A 17,221-nucleotide genomic window follows, 5' to 3' on the forward strand; every position below is an offset into this window, starting at 1 on the left:
CCACCGGTAGCTCCACGTTCATCTCCTCACTCCCCTTCGATCGTGTGTACATGCGGCAGAGCAGGGTCTTGAACCCTGACGCCCCGTTGAGGGACAGACCGTTTTCGAGACGGTTGCCGGTAGGCCGAAACTCGGCTTACTCTGCCAGGCCGTCACCACGACGGCGGTACAGCTGCCAGGGCAGGGCTCGAACCTGCGGGACCTCGGCTCAGAACCGAGGGTGGGTCACCGTCGCCCACCTGGCATCGCACTCCGCCAGGACACCACGTGGATGTCCCGTCAGAGTGCTATCTCGGCGCGGGAAGGGATCCACGGTTGCCACAACAGCGGCATCCCGGCCTCTTCCGGCGTACGCGAGCCTTTCTTCTCGTTGCACCCGGCGTGCGCGGCGACGGCGTTCAGCCACTCGCCGCGTCCACCCCGTGATCGTGGAACCACGTGATCCATGGTCGTCGCGCCGAGCTTGCCGCAGTACGCACAGGTGTACTTGTCGCGCTTCAGTACGCCGGCCCGGGTGTACTGCAGTCGGCCGGAGGCGTAGCGCCACTTCATCACGACGTACCGGACGAGCCGGAGCACGCGGGGAAGAGGGAACGGTCCGATGCTGGCGCCGTCGTGCGCTTCCTCGACGACGGCGACCTCCCGGACGAGCATCCGGATGGCATGCGGGATCGACACGACGTGCAGCTGCTCGTACGAGGCGTTCAGGACGATCACACCGCTCATGTGGTTCCTCCTCCCTTCCAGTGTGCCCGACGGGCGGTCGGCCGGTCGGCGAATCTCGGTGTCGGTCTGTTCGTGCGGCCCCAGGGATTCGAACCCTGAACCTCCTGGTTCTAAGCCAGGCGCCTCTCCCAGTTGGGCCAGAGCCGCGGGTGTGCGGCGTACTCCGCGTGAGTACGTCGTACCGCAGGGTGTCCGGCGGGGCTCGAACCCGCTTCCTCCGGGGCCACATCCCGGCGCATCGCCCACTTCCGCTTCGGACACAGCACGCCCGGCAGGACTCGAACCTGCAACCTCCTGCTTCGTAGGCAGGTGCTCTCTCCGATTGAGCCACGGGCGTTCGGTGCCCTGCGCCGGATGTACCGCAGATTTCCGTCGCAGGGCAGCATGCGGCGCCCGCTCGGCCGGTAGCAGAGCATCCCGCGGGCGCCTGGTCCAGCTGGGAGGACTCGAACCTCCGATCTCCTCAACCCAAATGAGGCGGCCTGGCCACTGGCCTACAGCTGGTTATTGCAATAGATATCCAGTTGTCAATTGTTCGTGCCGGTATCCGTGAATACCGGAAAGCACCGATGGAGGGAATCGAACCCTCGGAACGCGGGTTTGGAATCCGGTTCGCAACCATTGCACACCGGCGATGGCCCGACGTGCGGGCAAAAGAAAAGAGCCGCCTGCTGCCGGTACCCGGCTCAGACGGCTCCTGGAGGTCTCCCCAGTCAGGGGATCATCCAGGCGAACCGCCCTTATACGGGCTGAGCTGGTGGTAGAAGGCCTCATCGCCCACGGATCGCAGGCACGCCGACAAAGCCATGCGGCCGGGCCGCCAGGCTTCGTTCAGGATGTCTGTTCCGTACACGATCTCTCCTCAGGGTTCTTGTTCTCGCGGGAAATAGTGTCACCCAGCACCTACGTCCAAGTCAACGCATTTCCCGCACCAATTGTTCCCACTCGCATTTCGCACCCCTACGACGCCCAAATCCCACCCCCGGTTCCACCACCCTGGGCAACGACCAGACGAAGAACCTGCACCGGAAGGTAGCGGGTGGCAGTGGGGCCGGGTGGACAGTTGGACAGGAGGTGTGTGGTGGCTGGGTAGTGCGGTTGAGCGTGAATGCGCCCGCGTGTACACCGTCTCACTGGTGCACTACCTGTCCGGTTGTCGAGCTCCCGCCGCTCACCGCTGCGGTGTACGGCGGGGCGGGCGAGCTGTGGTGCCGTGGGATTGTCGCGCCTGGTCCGTGACGCCGTGGGGTTGTCCGGCCCCGGCCGGGTAGGGCAGGCGTCTTTGGCTGGTTAAGCACTGCCCTTGCCCCTTCCTCGCTGGATCCAAGAGGCAGACGGGCAATCTGAAGGGTGACCCACCCAAACGGAGATGCCCATGCTGCCGCTGGCGGGTTGTTTGACCGCTGGCGTCGAGCAGCAGGCCAGTGGTGACATAACCCGCCAGTGGCGAGGCAACCCACGCCGGGCACCCGCCGGTTTCAGACCCCCGTACGCCCTCAATCGCGAAGAGCCCGTATACGCCCACTCGCCCCACGCCGGCCCCCACACCCCCGCCTGCAACCGAGCGACCAGCCCCACACTTCCTGTCCACCTGCAGCCCCCGAGGGTGATCCCGACCACGGCGGTACGCTCACAGACGGAACCGATTCGGAATCCTCCCCCTCCGCCCGCTACACTCTTGCCTCGGCACCCGCCGCCTTAGCTCAGTCGGCAGAGCGTCTCACTCGTAATGAGAAGGTCGTCGGTTCGATTCCGACAGGCGGCTCCACCAGACCCCCAGGTCAGAGATCACTCTCTGAGGCTGGGGGTTCGTCGTTCCCAGCCTCGGTGCCGAGGTGGGCGCTCGCTCAGTAGAAATCCGTTGTCTCTGTTGGTGGCTCGGACGAGACTGCGCGGGGAGGTGGTGAGGATGGCCGCGGTCGTGCTCGAGGTGGCAGTGAGGGATTTGGTTGATGCCGACCTGGTGGCGTGTGGGTTTGCCGGGAGTGAGTTGCACCTGGCGCAGGTTGCCAAGGAGCTCGATCGGGCGCGTCGCGGGGAGGTTGACTACCTTGCCGTCTGTACGAGGGCTGGCCTGCCTGTGGCTATTGGCGGAGTCGACTACGTGCCGCATCCTGGTGCGGGTTCGTTGTGGCAGCTGTCGGTGCATCCTGCGTTGCAGTCGTGTGGGATCGGGACTGTGCTCATCGGGGCTGCCGAGCAGCGGATCTTGGCGCGAGGTCTTGATCGCGCCGAGATCGGTGTCGAGTTGAGTAACCCGCGAGCCCGCGCTCTGTACGAGCGGTTGGGCTATGTCGCGTACGACGAGGTGCTCGAATCCTGGGACCAGCAAGAACCGGATGGCTCGATCACGCGGTACGAGACGATGTGCGCCCAGATGCGCAAGGAGCTGATCTAGGGACCAGGAGCACCTGCCGGCCGGTTTCTGTATGCGGCCGGCCGGCGGTGTTGAGGTGTTACTCGGGGGTGGGGTGGAACTGCTCGCCCCGGGATTCCCGGAAGGCACGCCAGTTGGTGTCGGGGAGTTCTGGGGCTGGGGGGAGGAGTTGGCGGATGGTGGTGGCGCCGGGGGACCAGGCGGCGTCGGGGAGTTTGCCCATGACGTCGGTGTAGACGGAGCGGATGACCTCGGCCTGGGCGGCCCAGGAGAAGCGGTGCTGGAGGGCGGAGTCGTCGGCGATCCGTTTGGCGATCCGGTCGCGGTCGGCGAGGACTGCCATGACTGCTCGGACGAGGCCGTCCACGTCGCCGGCGGGGTAGACCGCGCCGAGGTCGAGCTCGTCGACCAGGTCGGCCTGTGCGGGAGTGTCGCTGGTGATGATGGGCAGCCCGGCGGCGATGTACTCGCAGAACTTGTTGGTGACCGCAATGTCGTGGTTGGGCGCGTGCAGCAGCGGACTCAGCCCGATGCTTGCCGAACGCAGATACAGCGGTACGACCTCGGCCGGGACGAACGGTGCCAGGTGTACGCGATCGGCGACGCCCAGCTCGGCCGCGCGGGCGAGCAGCTCCGTGGTGACCGAGTTCGCCCGGGCGACGATCGCTAGGTGTACCTCGGCCAGCTGTGGCATCGCCTCGACGACCGTCCCGACGCCGCGGGCGCGGTTGACGCCACCGCCGTACACCAGTAGCGGAACGTCCTCCGACAGGCCGAGCTGTTCGCGTAGCCCCGTGACCTCCGCGTCCTCGGGCGGCTCGACCGGCGCGTTGAGTACGACGGCGGGCAGCTCAGCGAGCTTGTGGTCGCGCTGCAGCCAGCCCGCCAGCGGCTCCGACACGGTGATGACGCGATCGGCGTCCCGGATGAACTCGCGTTCGAGATCGCTGTACGCCGCAACGCGGCGCGGAGCGACCACCGGTACGCCCGGGATGTACTCGTGGGCGTCGTAGATGATCTTGATGGTGCGACCATCGAGTGCGGCCCGATGTGCTGCCCGCGCAGCGATGCCGAGCATGAACACGTCGTGCACGTGGATGACGTCGATCAGCAGCCGGTCGAGCACCGGACCGAGCGTCAGCTCCTGGTCGATCACCTCGGGCATCACCCGGCGCCAGCGGCCCGACGGCAGACGGCGGTGCAGGGCGAGCATCCGTTGGCGGCGCTTGCCGATGCCCAGGTCGGTGAGGTCGTCGGGCTTCGACCGCCGGAGGAGAACGGCGCGCAGCTGCAGTACGGCTCGGTACATTCGTAGGGAACGCCAACGCCACGCCCGCTGCAGCCGGCCGGCGAGAGAGCGCCGGGCCGGGCCCGATCCGGGGCGTTCGCGATCGCGGCGATCACGCCCGCGTTCGGCGCGCAGTTCGCGGCTCGCGTACTGCCAACGGCCGTACGCCAGCAGGTACTCCGCCTCGGTACTGAACCACGGCTTCAGGTTGGTCTTGACGTTCGTCCAGCGCTTGCGCCACCCGGTCAGCAACACCTTCGACGGGATCGGCGGGCACAGCACCTGCACCTTGCCGTACTGCCGGACGCCCCTGAGCCGGCGTCCGGGCAGACCGATACACGTGACGTCGAGATCCCAGTTGGCCACGGTCTGCGCGTACTTGAGAACGCGCGAGTCGACCACGATCTCGTTGCCGGCCATCATCACGACCTTCGGCCGGATCCATGACGGCTTCCAGTTGACGGGAACCTTGCTCGGCTCCTCCACGAACGGCGCCAGCGCCTCGGCCGACCAGCGACCGTCGTGCACCCGCTCCACGAAGTCGGGCCCGCGGGCAGCGATCGCGCGGCCCTTGTCCGGGTTCGCGATGAGGTCGAGGACGACCTGCTCGACGGTCTCGGGCGTCGCATCGACGAGCGGCAGCTCGAGTCCGGTGTCGGCGGCGACGCGGGCGCGGACGTGCTCCGCGATGTGCCCGACCACGATCCGGCCGGCCGCCATCGCCTCGCACGCGGCGACGCCGTAGCTGCCGATCCGGAACTGGTCGAGCACGATGTCCGCGTCGCGGTAGACGGCCGGCATGTCCGCCGGGTCGACGCCTTCGACGCGGCGGTACGTGATCAGGCCCCGGTCGGCCAGCCGCTGCATGATCGGGTCGATCAGCTCGGAGCCCTTCATCGCCGACTTGCTCGGCGCGTGCGCCACCACCGGCACCTTGTGCTCGAGGACCGGCGCGTCGCTGCGCCACATGTCGACGTCGACGATCACCGGGCACCACACGGCGTTCGGGACGTAGTCGAACAGGTCGGGGGTGGAGACGTAGACGCGGCCCGGGTACGTCGTGAAGAGCTCCGCGCCGCGGGTGGCGTTGCGCTCGAGCAGGTCGACGGTCTCGTCGTCCAGATCGGGGAACGGCGACCACGGCTCGGTCTCGGCATGGCGGCTGGGGATCCGTACGTCGGATCCGTGGGCGATCAGCGCGACCTGCAGGCCCTTGGTGAGCAGGTGCGGGATCTCGTACGACCCGTCGGGTCCGTGCAACGGGCCGAAGATCGGGCGGGCTGCTTCGAGCAGTACGTGCGTGTAGTTTCCGATGACGTGGTTGTAGAAGTTCAGCCGCCAGCGGTGGTTGCGCCGGTACGTACGTGCCGGCACGCCGTAGTCGACGGGGTAGTCGAGAACGCCTTTGAAGAAGGCGAACGAGGTCGCCTTCGTACTGGGCACGCGCTGCTCGAGGGCACGCACCCATCGGGTGCCCTGACCCGCAAAGTTGGCCGGACCCACGAGTAGCCGGACCGGTGCGTCCGGCCGTCGCGGCATGCCTGCCCGAGGCGGCGGGAGGTCGTCCCGGCGCTCAACTGTCTCCCCATCCACGGTGTGCCCCCAGGCCCCTTAACAGGTCGCCGGCCCGGCCCGCAAATAAGGGCTAGACCGCTTCTATACATATAGATGTCGCGAACGCGGTAAAAGGTTGCTCGCGAAACCCCCGGGTTTCGAGAACGATCGAAGCGTTGGCGTCAGCGTCGACCCGCGAACCGATTTGCGCACTATACCGGAATCTGAGAACTGGTCCAGACGCCAAGCCATTGTTGGTGCCCCCACGCTTCAGAGGGCCGAGGCGCTAGCCTCCAGCGATGGACTGGAACGGCGAAGTGGTCGAGCAGATCGAGACGCACTGGCACGCACGTCTCCGCCCGAGGCTCGAGGGTCTCACCGACGACGAGTACTTCTGGCAGCCGGTGGATGGGTGCTGGACGGTCGCTCGCCGCGGGGAGAGCAAGGCGCCGCTGTCGTTCGGCGCGGGCGAATTCACCTGGGATTACGGAGACCGTGAAGATCCGGAACCGGTGACCACGATCGCGTGGCGGCTCGGGCACCTGTCGTCGAGCCTCGCGCAGTCGTGCGCGCGGCGGTTCGGCGGTCCGCCCGCGGACCTCGCGACGTTCGAGTACGCGGGGACCGCCGACGGAGCGCTGGCGCAGCTCGACGACTATTACGGCCGGTGGATCGACGGCGTACGGAGCCTCGGTGAGGACGGCCTGATCCGCCCGCAGGGGTCTCCGCCCGCATTCGCCGACGCACCGATGGCGCGGGCGATCATGTACTCGAACGTCGAGCTCGTCCACCACGGCGCCGAGATCTGCCTGCTGCGCGACCTCTACCTGCGCTTCACTCGACCAGGTCCGGGTCGTCCATGAACTTCCGGACGTCCTGCGCGCACCGGCACGCCACCGCGACCTTCGCCGCCCAGAACATGGCGTCCGCACGGGTCGGTACGTCGACGATGGTGACGCCGCCGATCAGTTCCTTGCTCTCCGGGAACGGCCCGTCCATCACGATCCCGTCGATGCCGACCACAGCATGCTCGACGTCGTTGCCGTCGGTGGAGTCGTAGAGGAACCCGCCGCCGAACACGAACACGCCGGCGTCCGCGGCCTCCTGGCAGACCGCGTGCGCCGCCTTGCCCACCTCGCCCCAGTCCCCGTCGGGGATGTGGTCCATCGCGCCCTTCTCGAACGAGATCAGGTACCGCGCCATCTCATCACTCCTTGTCCCGGCGGCCCTCGAGCGGCCACCACTCACCCCCGCAACGAACGCCGGACCCCGGATCCGACAGCGGTCCCGGCCAATTCTGTCCGTACGGCCTGCTTGAATGCGTCAATGGAGGCACATCCGGTCGATCTGGCGCGTTGGGACGACCTCGTCGAGTTGTTCGGACCCAGCGGTGGGACCCGCGGCTGCTGGTGCATGGCCCGCCGGCTGCCCGCCGCGACCGTCGCCGCGAACGGCAGCGCCGAGAACCGCGCCGCCCTGGAAGGATTCGTCACGGCGGGCCTCCCGGTCGGCGTGATCGGGTACGTCGAGGAGCGCCCCGCCGCCTGGTGCGCCGTCGCACCGCGGACCGAGTACGCCGCGATCGTCCGCTCGCGGACGCTGCCGATCGACGACCCCGGCGACGACTCGATCTGGGCGATCAACTGCCTGTTCGTGAAGAGCGGGTACCGCGGCCAGGGCCTGACCGCGCCGATGATCGACGCCGCCGTCGACTACGCGCGGAACGCCGGCGCGCGGATCGTCGAGGCCTACCCCGTGAAGACCATGCCGGGCGATCCGGGCCGCGGCGTCCTCAGTACGTTCCTCGCGGCCGGCTTCACGCCGTACGCCGAAGCCCGCACCACCGCCAAACGCAACGTCGTCGTCCGCCTGGTGCTCAGCGACCAGGAGCGGCCAGGCGGGGCGTGAGATCCGAGTCAGACCGTGGTGAGGAAGGTTTGAAGCATGGTCAGTCCGGTGCGCAGCGAGCTGACCGGGAGGCGTTCGTCGACGCCGTGCATGCCCTGGTCGGTCCGGCCGTCCGGGTCGATGCCGCGCGGCGAGAAGCCGTAGCCGGCGATCCCGAGTTCGGCGAACGGCTTCGCGTCGGTCCCGCCGCCCATGCAGTACGGCACCACGACCGCGTCGGGGTCGACCGCACGGATCGCGGCGGCCATCGCGTCGAACCACTGGCCCGAGTCGGGTGCGGCGATCGCGGGACGGTCGGACAGCAGCTCACGGCGTACCTGGTGGCCGAGCAGGTCGTCGATGATCGCCAGCTGCTCGGCGTGCGTGCCCGGCAGCGATCGGACGTCGAGCTGCCCGCCGGCTGAACTGGGGATCACGTTGAACTTGTACCCGGCGTCGAGCACGGTGAGCGACGTCGACGGGCGCAGCGACGGGACGACGAAGTCCTGGAGCGGACCGAGCACCTCGACGGCCTTGGCCACGCCCTCCTCGGTGCCGAGGTCGATCCGATGGCCGAGCGCGGCGGTCGTCAGCTCGAGGAACCGGCGCGTCGCCGGTGTCAGCGTCAAAGGCCACCGATGCGCAGCGATCCGCGCGAACGCCTCGACCAGATGTACGACCGGGTTGTCGGGGTTCGGTCGCGAGCCGTGCCCGGCGGTCCCGGACGCGATCACCCGCATGTGCATCGAGCCGCGTTCGGCGACCGCGACCGGGTAGATGCGGCGTACCGAACCGTCGGCCGCCGCCGCCTCGACGCCGAATCCGCCGGCCTCGCCGATCGCGACCTGTACGCCGTCGAACAGCGCCGGGTGGTTGCGCACCAGCCATTCCGCGCCGAGTGCGCCGTCCTCCTCCTCGTCGGCCACGAACGCGAACACGATGTCCCGCCGTGGCCGGTACGAGCGGTCCGCCCAGTCGAGCAGCGTCGCCACCATCATCGCGACCATGTCCTTCATGTCGCTCGCCCCGCGGCCCCACAGGTACCCGTCGGCGACGTCGCCGCCGAACGCAGGCACGGACCACTGCTCGGGATCCGCCGGTACGACGTCCAGATGACCGTGCACGAGCAGCGCGGGGAGGTCCCGATCGCGGCCCGGGACGCGCAGCACCAGGTTGGCCCGCGACGGCTCGGACTCCAGGAGCTCGAACGCGTACCCGGCCGTGGTCAGCAGCTCCGCGATGTAGTCGGCCGCGGCGCGTTCGCCCTTGCTGCCGGCCTGCCCGAAGTTGCTGGTGTCGATCCGGATCAGGTCTGCGCAGATCGAGACGACGTCGTGCTTCATGCTCCACCTCTGCCGGTTGCGGGTTGCAGTACATAGCCGTGCTCACGGTCGAAGGCGACGATCTCGGCGCCCGACGACAGAGCGGGTTCGAGCACCGACCGGACCGCGGTCCGCCAGGCTTTGGCCAGTGCGGGTTCGTGGACCCGCAGACGCTCGATGTCGCTCGGCAGCAGAACGCTCGCGGGTCCGCCGGCCCAGCCGCGCGCCGCCGGTCGCCCGTCCGCGTCGACCAAGATCAGCGGCGGCGGATCGTCGTCAAGACCAGCCTCCGGTACGCCGGTGCGCGGCCGCACGCTCCACTCGAGCACCAGGCGATCGCTCTCGTCGCCGTTGTTGAGCGCGTCGTCCATCGGCCCGTACACGTTGCGGAGGAACGCCGTCGCGCGGGCGCCGAGCTTGACCAGCCCGAAGTGCGCGTTCCGGCGGACGAGCGGATCGAAGGTCCAGGTGATCACGTCGATCCCGCGGTCCGCCGCCCAGTCACGTTGATGCGACTTGAGCGTGAACCCGATGTTGCGCGCCTGGGATCGCCGGTCGACCCCGGTGATGTGACTGTGCAGGCCGTTGCGGTCACCGATCCGGAACCCGACCGAGGCCCCGACCATCTGCTCGCCGTCGTACGCCGCCGCGACGTAGTTGTCGGTCATCGAGAGTGCCCGCAGCAGCGAGACCGTGACCTGCCGCGACCCCGGATCCTGCTCCCACACCGCCGCGAGCAGCTCGCTCGCGGCACGGAACTCGTCGACGTTCCTCAGCTCCCGGACCGTTACCGGCGCGGCGACCGATCGAGCGGTACGACGCACGCTCACGTGGTCACCTCGGTACCGGTCAACTCGGCGAGCAACGAAACCGCCAGCGCCAGACGGCCGGCCAACTGCGCGCGATCGACGTACTCGTGATCGGCATGCGGGCCTGCACCGACAGCGCCCAAGCCGTCGAGGGTCGGGACGCCGGCGCTCGCGGTCAGGTTGCCGTCCGAGCCGCCACCGACCCGGGCGCCGCCGAGCTCACCGAGCCCGAGCGCACGCCAGATCGACCGGGCCCGGCTCAGCAACGGCGCGCTCATGTCTTCGGTGAGCGGCGGCCTGTCGATCCCGCCGTGCACGACGATCTCGGTTCCGGGAACCCGGCCGCCGACGCGCCGGATCTCCCGGTCGACGCGTTCGAGTTCGGCGAGGTGGTCGGAGCGGACGTCGACCTGCAGTTCGGCGTGGTCCGGCACGGTGTTGACCGTCGTGCCCGCGGTCGCGACGCTCGGCACGACCGTCGTACCGCCGGTTTGGTTGCCGAGGGCCTCGATCGCCAGGACGGCCGCGCTGAGCTCGACGAGGGCGTTCGCGCCGCGCTCGGGTTCCAGGCCGGCGTGCGCGCCGCGGCCGCGGAAGACCAGCCGGTACTGCGAGCGGCCCTTCCGCGCCGTCTTGAGCGAGCCGTCGTCGGCGCCCGACTCGAACACCAGAGCGGCCGTGGCGCGCGCCGCACGGTCAGCGATCAGCGCGCGCGACGACGGCGAGCCGAGCTCCTCGTCGCCGGTGATCAGGACCTCGATCCCGTCCGCGGGCCGGAGCATCGCGACGGCGTGGAAGGCGATCGCGACGCCGACCTTCATGTCCAGGCAGCCTGGACCGCGGACGGTCGGTGTCGCCGCGAACGGGATCCGGCCGATCGTCCCGTGCGGCCAGACCGTGTCGTGATGCCCGAGCACCAGTACGGATCCGCGAGTCCCTGCTCCGAAGGTCCAACTGACGTTGGAGCAGCCGTCGACCTCGTGGATCACGCCCGGCGCCCCCATCAGGTCGGAGCCGATCCGGTGCACGAGCTCCGCGCTCCGCGCGATCGCCTGCTGGTCCGCGGACGGCGACTCAGAGCGGATCAGTTGTTCCGCGGTACGGATCACGGCGTCCACCTGTTGCTCGCAGTACTGCAGGAGCTCGGGTGACACAGCCAAGCCGCCGGGGGTTTCCATCGCGATCCCTTCGGTGAACTGCGGTGCGTGCAGCAAGGCTGCCGCCCGCGGAACGCCGGATGCTTGTGGCGGCGGATGAAATGCACGCCGGAACATGGGGGCGCGGCACCGGTCAGGCCGTGACGCCGGTGACTAACGTCGGGCCTGTCCTGGACAGGTAGGGGAGAAGCCCATGGCTCGATTCGCAGCGGTCGTGGTAGGTCCGGAGGCTCCCGTCTCCGCGGACATCGGGCCACTCGTCGTCGCCGCCGGTCCGGACGGCGCGCTGATCGTGCCGCCGGGGACCGAGCTCGGTCCCGGGTGGTCGTCGATCAAGCAGACGGTAGGCCGGGTGCGCTTCCCCACCGGCCGCTCGACCGTCACGGTGCCGTGCCTGGACGGCGCCGAGCTTCTGGTGGTGCGCTGGGACGACGCAGACCGGCGTACGACAGATGCCGCCCGCAGGGCCGGGATGGTGGCCGGATCGGCCTGGTGGCGGAGCGAATCGGCGACTGTCTGCCTTCCGTGGCAGCTCGGGTTCACGACCGAGCAGTCCACCGCACTCGTCGAGGGCTGGATCCTGGGCGGTTACCGCTACGGCGATCCGCCGGGCGACGAGCTGGTCCGGTTCGCAGGACCGGACGCCGACGCGGTCCGGGCCGGCGTGGCGCTCGGCGAGTCCACCAACCTCGCTCGCGAACTGATCGACACTCCGCCGGGGCAGTTGACCCCTGCCGCGCTGGCCGAGACCTGCCGGCAACTCGGGGCAACGTACGGCTTCGACGTGCGCGTGCTGGAGCAAGATGTCCTGCTGGACGGTGGTTTCGGAGGTCTCGTCGGCGTCGGTGCCGGAAGCCCGCAACCACCCGTACTGATCGAGCTGCGGCTCGGGGACGCCGGGGCGAGGCATACCGCGATCGTTGCCAAGGGCATCACTTTCGACGCGGGCGGTCTGTCGCTCAAGAGCACGCGCGAGATGCTCACGATGAAGGCCGACATGGCCGCCGCGGGTGCCGTGATCGGGGCGTTCGTGGCGCTGTCCCGGTTGCAGGCGGCAATCCCGCTGCGGGCGTACCTGGCCTGTGCCGAGAACCTGCCGGGCCCGGGAGCGGTCCGGATCGGCGACGTACTGACTCATCGCGGCGGCCGTACCGTCGAGGTCACCGACGCCGACTGCGAGGGCCGGCTCGTGGTGGCCGACGCGCTCGCCTACGCGTTGGAGGCCGGCCCGGATGCGGTGATCGACCTCGCGACGCTCAGCTCGACCAGCGGGCTCGGGCCGGACATCTGGGCCGGGTTCGCTACCGACGACGATCTCGTCGACGGTCTGGTCGCGGCCGGCGCGCAAGCCGGCGAACCTGGCTGGCGGATGCCGCTCTGGGAGCCGTACCGGGCGGGTCTGCGCTCGAACGTCGCCGATCTGCGGAACTTCGACTCCGGCGCGACGCAGCTGTACGGCGCCATCACGGCCGCGCTCTACCTGCGGGAGTTCGTCGGCGAGGTCCCGTGGGCACATATCGACCTGGGGCTCACCGTGATGAAGCCGGGCGACGACGAGTGCACCACCGCCGGCGCGAACGGCCGCGGCGCCCGTACCCTCACCCGCTACTTCCTCAACGCGATCGGGCGAACAGTATGAGTGGACCGTACTTCGAGGACCTGCACGCGGGAGCGGAGTTCCACGCGCCCGCGGTGACGATCGACCACGGGATGCAGGCCGTGCACCGCTCGATCCTGGCGGACCGGATGCCGCTGTCGCTCGACGACGAGCTTGCGTACGCCGTGACCGGCCGGCGCGGGCTGGTCCACCCGGCGCTCGTGTGGAACCTCGCGATCGGCCAGTCGAGCGTCGTCACCCGGCACGTGGTGGCGAACCTGTTCTACCGGGATCTGCGGCTCGGGCAGCCGGTCGCGATCGGCGACACCCTGAACACCACGACGACGGTACTGGCGACGCGGATGGCGACCGTTCGCGAGGGCCGGCCCCGCCGCGGTCTGGCCGCGCTGCGGATCCGAACCGTGGATCAGCGCGGTGGCACCGTGCTCGATTTCGGCCGGTGTGCGCTACTGCCGCTGCGCGATCGATCCGGCTCCGCCGAACCGTCCGGCCCTCCCGAACTTCTCGAAGCTCCTGTGGGTCAGAGCACCACGCCGCAGCTGCCCGACTGGGCGGCCAACTGGTCCCTCGATGCGGCGCGCCACATTTCCGACGGCGCCGACCTACGCCCTGGGTTGGAGTTGGTCGCGCCCGTCGGTGATGTGGTGAGCAGTGCGCCCGAGCTCGCCAGGCTCACGCTCAACGTGGCCGCCGTACATCACGACCAGGAAGCCGCGGGCGGGCAACGACTGGTCTACGGCGGGCACACGATCGGTCTGGCACTGAGCCAGGCCTGCCGTCTGCTACCGGGCCTGATCGCTGTCACCGAGTGGTTCTCGTGTGAGCACACCGGCCCTGTGCACGAAGGCGATACGATCCGATCCCGAGTCCTGATCGAGGACGTGCAACTGCAACCGAACGGCGGGCGGCTCGCCGCGCTGAGGGTGGTCGTCACGGCTGACCCTGATCGGCCTGTTCTGGACTGGCGATTCGGGGCGCTGATCGTATGAGCGGGCATTGCTGGCTGTTCGTCCCGGGGCATCGACCGAGCCGCTTCGAACGGGCACGAGCGTCCGGCGCCGCGGTGGTCATCTGCGACCTCGAGGACGGCGTACCGGACGATCAGAAGGGCGAGGCGCGGGAGAACATCCGCTCCTGGCTGGAGGCCGAGGGCTCGGCCTGGGTCCGGATCAACGGCGCCGGGACGCCCTGGCACGAGCAGGACATCGCCGCGCTGTCCGGAGCCGTAGGTCTTGCGGGCTGGGTTCTGCCGAAGGTCGAGAAGGCCGCGGACCTGGACGCGCTCGACGGTACGTCGGCTGCCGTCGCGCCGATCATCGAGTCGGCGGCCGGAACCGAGCACTTGGAGTCGATTCTGTGTCATCCGCCGGTCGCCACGGCGATCCTCGGAACGGTCGACCTCGCCGCGGACCTCGGTGTCGACCACGATGCCGCCCTGCTGGACCATGTGCGCGCACGGCTGGTGATCGCGTCCCGCGCCACGGGCCGGCCGGCACCGATCGATGGCGTGACCCTCGACTTCGCGGATCCCGTCACGGCCGAGGCTGATGCGCGGAAGGCGCGCCGGTCCGGCTTCGGGGGCAAGCTCGCGATCCATCCGGACCAGATCGCTGCGATCGAGCGTGGCTTCCGGCCGGAACCCGAGGCGGTGGAACGAGCCCGGAGGACACTGGCCGGAGCCGGGGCGGGCGGTGCCGTCGCGGTCGGCGGTGTGATGGTGGATGCGCCGGTCGTTGCCCGGGCGCGGCAGATCCTGGCCGCGGCCGGGGCAGAACAGGAGGACGAGTCCCGATGAGTCATCTGGAAGACGATGTGTTGTGGAACCCGGCGTGGGTGCCACCAACGGATCCGAGTGGCCCGCCCGCCCCGGAGATCGCCGCCTTCCATCGTTCGATACCGGCGTTCCGGAGATCGCCGCTGATCGAGGTGCCACAGCTGGCTGAGCAGGCGGGTGTCGCCCACGTCTTCGTCAAGCACGAGGCCGACCGGCTGGGGCTGCCGTCGTTCAAGGTCATGGGCGCGAGCTGGGCGGTGAACGTGGCCCTCGCGCGCGAGTTCGGCGCACCACCGTTCGCCACGTTCGAGGAGCTGCGGAAGGCGTGCCGTGCACGGCCGGACCTCGAGTTGCTCACGGCAACCGATGGGAACCACGGCCGCGCAGTCGCCTTCCTGGCCAGGGTTCTCGGGTTGCGCAGCCGCATCCTGGTACCGGCCGACATGGCTCCGGAGCGCGCGCGAGCCATCGAGGGTGAAGGCGCCGAGGTGGTCGTGATCGACGGGACGTACGACGAAGCAGTCCGGCGTGCCGCGGAGCTCGACGGTGCCGGGACGATTGTCGTGGCCGACACGTCCTGGCCGGGCTACTCGGTCATCCCGCGGGCCGTTGTGGACGGCTACTCCACCATCTTCGTCGAGGCGCGCGAGCAGGTCGACGCGGCCCTGGGCGCGGAGGGATCCGCGATCGACGTGGCCGTCGTGCCGGTCGGTGTCGGATCCTTCGCGTCGGCGGCCGCCGGCAATCTGCACCAGGCCTCGTGTCACATCGTGACGGCCGAGCCGACGGCCGCTGATTGCCTGTGGCAATCACTTGCTGCCGCCGCGCCGGTCGTCGTGCCGGGTCCGCATCGGTCGTCGATGGCCGGGCTGAACTGTGGCGAGGTGTCGGCCGACGCGTGGCCGATCCTGCAGCGGGCCGTCCGGGCCGCGGTCCGGGTCTCGGATCGCGAGGCGCACGCCGCGGTGCGCGATCTCGCGTCGCACGGGATCAACTGCAGCGAGAGCGGTGCCGCCAGTCTCGCCGGGCTGCGCCGACTTCGGCTCGATACCCGGTCGGGTTCGCTCCTGCGGCCGGGGGCGACCGTCGTGCTGTTCAACACCGAAGGCGTGACGGCGCCGCCGGAGACGGGAGTGGCTGATGACGAGCGTTGACGAGATCGGCGCGGCTGCCGACCGGTTCCTCGCCGAGCGGCTGCCGCACACCGACGTACCCGGGATGGCTGTCGGCCTTTGTGATCGAGACGGGAACCGCTGGACGGGAACGTACGGCGTGACGGCGGCGGGCGGCCAGCCGATCCGCACGACCACGATGTTCAGCGTCCAGTCGACGTCCAAGCTCGTGACCGCGACGACTGCCTTGATCGCCGTCCGGCAGGGTCTGCTCGACTTGGACGCGCCGATCTCGACGTACTTGCCGGCCTTCACGGTCGGGAGCACGTTCGAGGCCGACCCGGTCGCCGGGATCACGCTGCGTCGGCTGCTCGACCACACTGCCGGCTTCACCCATGAGGCACCGATCGGTTCCAACTACGTACCGGGCGAAGACTTCGCCGAGCATGTGCGCAGCATCTCCGAGACGGAGTTGCGGTTCCGGACCGGCAGCCACCACGAGTACTCGAACCTCGGCGTGGACCTCGCCGGTCAGCTGATCCAGAACGTCAGCGGCCAGGCGTTCCCGGACTTCGCCGCCGCGGAGCTCTTCGCACCGCTGGGCATGAGCCGCTCGACTTTCGACAGCCACGTCTGGTCGGCCGACGACGATCGGGCGCGAGGTCATTGGGCCCGGCTGACCACGGCCGGTACGCATCCTCCCGAGGTGATCCCGATGGTGCCGTCCGGCGGCCTGTACACCTGTGTCGACGACGCCCTGAGCTTCCTCGGCTTCCAGCTCGGCAACGAGGACGAGCGCCTGACCGAGTTCCCCAAGCTCACTGCCGGCCAGCGCACCGGATACGGCCTCTGCCTGTACGTCGATCAGTGGGACGGCGAAGTGTCGGTGCATCACCACGGCGGTGCCGGATTCGGCTTCCTCAGCCAGCTGTTCTGGATGCCCGAGCTCGGCGCGGGCGGCGTCATCTTGTCCAACTCGGTGGATCACGACCTGCAGAACGAGCTGGCGGCGTACGTCGTCCGCACCTGCGCGGGCCGCTCCGAGGCAGACGGCGAGCCCGGCCCGGTCCGCCCGCTGCCCTCGACGACCGTGAGCGATCCCGCGCTAGTCGGTACGTACCTCGGCCGGCTCGGCGACGTGATCGAGCTGACCCTGCAGGACGGCCCGGAGCCGTTGGTGCTCGAGGATCCCGCCGGACACCCGCGATACCTGGTGAACGAGTTCAGCGGAGATGTGTACTACCGGACCTTCGTGCCGGACGTAGCACCGGCCCGGCTCCCCGAGGCGAGTTGCGGCACGTACTTCTCGACCGTGCAGGGCGTGCCGGTCTCGCCGTACCGGCTGCGTCAGGACGGCGAGCGCGCCTGGCTCGATGTGGCCCGGGGTGGATCGCTGGACAACGCCCTGAGCCTGCAACTCGAGTCGCTCGGCGACGGCCGCTACCTGTCCGCGACCGGCGAGATCCTGAGCATCGGCCCGAGCGGCGTCAGCTACGCGAACATCCCGCTCGATCGACAGGCTTGAGCAGGACGCCAACGGTTCCGGGCCGGATTCGTGCGGCGGCACCAGCGGGCCGCCCAGGCGCAGCGGTTGAAT

14 protein-coding genes and 7 tRNA genes are annotated in these 17,221 nt (G+C 69.3%); 9 read left to right on the forward strand and 12 right to left on the reverse strand.

Going from position 1 to position 17,221, the window contains the following annotated elements; all coding sequences use genetic code 11:
- Positions 1–53: 53 nt before the first annotated feature.
- The 7 genes from ACGFI6_RS13050 to ACGFI6_RS13080 all read right to left on the reverse strand — a co-directional run bounded on the left by ACGFI6_RS13050 (position 54) and on the right by ACGFI6_RS13080 (position 1,230).
- Positions 54–146 (reverse strand) — tRNA-Ser (locus tag ACGFI6_RS13050).
- A 26-nt stretch (positions 147–172) separates the two neighbouring features.
- Positions 173–245, reverse strand: a tRNA-Gln gene (locus ACGFI6_RS13055).
- A gap of 34 nt (positions 246–279) precedes the next feature.
- Positions 280–726, reverse strand: a complete 447-nt coding sequence (locus ACGFI6_RS13060) for an HNH endonuclease (protein ID WP_393117938.1) — start codon at positions 724–726, stop codon at positions 280–282.
- A gap of 73 nt (positions 727–799) precedes the next feature.
- Positions 800–873: transfer RNA gene (locus tag ACGFI6_RS13065), tRNA-Leu, on the reverse strand.
- Positions 874–913: 40 nt separating this feature from the next.
- Positions 914–987: transfer RNA gene (locus ACGFI6_RS13070), tRNA-His, on the reverse strand.
- Positions 988–989: 2 nt separating this feature from the next.
- Positions 990–1,063, reverse strand: a tRNA-Arg gene (locus ACGFI6_RS13075).
- 91 nt (positions 1,064–1,154) lie between these two features.
- Positions 1,155–1,230: transfer RNA gene (locus ACGFI6_RS13080), tRNA-Pro, on the reverse strand.
- 1,188 nt (positions 1,231–2,418) lie between these two features.
- Between ACGFI6_RS13080 and ACGFI6_RS13085 the strand changes: the two genes are divergently transcribed.
- Both ACGFI6_RS13085 and ACGFI6_RS13090 read left to right on the forward strand, forming a co-directional pair.
- Positions 2,419–2,494 (forward strand) — tRNA-Thr (locus ACGFI6_RS13085).
- A 141-nt stretch (positions 2,495–2,635) separates the two neighbouring features.
- Positions 2,636–3,124 (forward strand): GNAT family N-acetyltransferase, encoded by a 489-nt coding sequence (locus ACGFI6_RS13090; protein ID WP_393117940.1) that lies wholly within the window; start codon positions 2,636–2,638, stop codon positions 3,122–3,124.
- A 58-nt stretch (positions 3,125–3,182) separates the two neighbouring features.
- Here the strand turns inward: ACGFI6_RS13090 and ACGFI6_RS13095 are convergent, their stop codons facing one another.
- On the reverse strand, positions 3,183–5,930 hold the full coding sequence (locus tag ACGFI6_RS13095; RefSeq protein ID WP_393117942.1) for a glycosyltransferase: 2,748 nt from the start codon (positions 5,928–5,930) through the stop codon (positions 3,183–3,185).
- 314 nt (positions 5,931–6,244) lie between these two features.
- Between ACGFI6_RS13095 and ACGFI6_RS13100 the strand changes: the two genes are divergently transcribed.
- Complete coding sequence (locus tag ACGFI6_RS13100; protein WP_393117944.1) at positions 6,245–6,808, forward strand: DinB family protein; 564 nt, start codon at positions 6,245–6,247, stop codon at positions 6,806–6,808.
- Here the strand turns inward: ACGFI6_RS13100 and ACGFI6_RS13105 are convergent.
- Entirely contained in the window at positions 6,780–7,148 is a 369-nt protein-coding gene (locus ACGFI6_RS13105; protein WP_393117946.1) for a YciI family protein, read from the reverse strand. The genes ACGFI6_RS13100 and ACGFI6_RS13105 overlap by 29 nt on opposite strands.
- 123 nt (positions 7,149–7,271) lie before the next feature.
- On the opposite strand from ACGFI6_RS13105, the gene ACGFI6_RS13110 reads away from it, so the two are divergent.
- The gene (locus tag ACGFI6_RS13110) at positions 7,272–7,853 is read left to right on the forward strand and encodes a GNAT family N-acetyltransferase (protein ID WP_393117948.1); all 582 of its coding nucleotides are present in this window, start codon (positions 7,272–7,274) and stop codon (positions 7,851–7,853) included.
- Between the two features lie 8 nt (positions 7,854–7,861).
- On the opposite strand, the gene ACGFI6_RS13115 is transcribed toward ACGFI6_RS13110, so the two are convergent.
- From ACGFI6_RS13115 to ACGFI6_RS13125, 3 genes are read right to left on the reverse strand one after another with little or no spacing between them, the layout of a single operon-like run.
- The gene (locus ACGFI6_RS13115; protein WP_393117950.1) at positions 7,862–9,175 is read right to left on the reverse strand and encodes a M20/M25/M40 family metallo-hydrolase; all 1,314 of its coding nucleotides are present in this window, start codon (positions 9,173–9,175) and stop codon (positions 7,862–7,864) included.
- The gene (locus ACGFI6_RS13120; protein ID WP_393117952.1) at positions 9,172–9,984 is read right to left on the reverse strand and encodes a GNAT family N-acetyltransferase; all 813 of its coding nucleotides are present in this window, start codon (positions 9,982–9,984) and stop codon (positions 9,172–9,174) included. The genes ACGFI6_RS13115 and ACGFI6_RS13120 overlap by 4 nt, the downstream gene beginning before the upstream one ends.
- The gene (locus ACGFI6_RS13125; RefSeq protein ID WP_393117954.1) at positions 9,981–11,237 is read right to left on the reverse strand and encodes a M20/M25/M40 family metallo-hydrolase; all 1,257 of its coding nucleotides are present in this window, start codon (positions 11,235–11,237) and stop codon (positions 9,981–9,983) included. Before ACGFI6_RS13125 ends, ACGFI6_RS13120 begins: the two co-directional genes overlap by 4 nt.
- Positions 11,238–11,313: 76 nt before the next feature.
- Between ACGFI6_RS13125 and ACGFI6_RS13130 the strand changes: the two genes are divergently transcribed.
- From ACGFI6_RS13130 to ACGFI6_RS13150, 5 genes are read left to right on the forward strand one after another with little or no spacing between them, the layout of a single operon-like run.
- Positions 11,314–12,759, forward strand: coding sequence for a leucyl aminopeptidase family protein (locus ACGFI6_RS13130; protein ID WP_393117956.1), 1,446 nt, complete (start codon positions 11,314–11,316; stop codon positions 12,757–12,759).
- Positions 12,756–13,727, forward strand: a complete 972-nt coding sequence (locus ACGFI6_RS13135; RefSeq protein ID WP_393117958.1) for a MaoC family dehydratase — start codon at positions 12,756–12,758, stop codon at positions 13,725–13,727. Before ACGFI6_RS13130 ends, ACGFI6_RS13135 begins: the two co-directional genes overlap by 4 nt.
- A complete protein-coding gene (locus ACGFI6_RS13140) occupies positions 13,724–14,533 on the forward strand; it encodes an HpcH/HpaI aldolase/citrate lyase family protein (protein ID WP_393117960.1) in 810 nt (269 codons plus the stop codon). The genes ACGFI6_RS13135 and ACGFI6_RS13140 overlap by 4 nt, the downstream gene beginning before the upstream one ends.
- A complete protein-coding gene (locus ACGFI6_RS13145; RefSeq protein WP_393117962.1) occupies positions 14,530–15,666 on the forward strand; it encodes a diaminopropionate ammonia-lyase in 1,137 nt (378 codons plus the stop codon). The genes ACGFI6_RS13140 and ACGFI6_RS13145 overlap by 4 nt, the downstream gene beginning before the upstream one ends.
- Entirely contained in the window at positions 15,653–17,149 is a 1,497-nt protein-coding gene (locus ACGFI6_RS13150; protein ID WP_393117964.1) for a serine hydrolase domain-containing protein, read from the forward strand. The genes ACGFI6_RS13145 and ACGFI6_RS13150 overlap by 14 nt, the downstream gene beginning before the upstream one ends.
- Positions 17,150–17,221: the final 72 nt, after the last annotated feature.

It is taken from the genome of Kribbella sp. NPDC048928 (assembly GCF_043197975.1).
Classification (GTDB): domain Bacteria; phylum Actinomycetota; class Actinomycetes; order Propionibacteriales; family Kribbellaceae; genus Kribbella.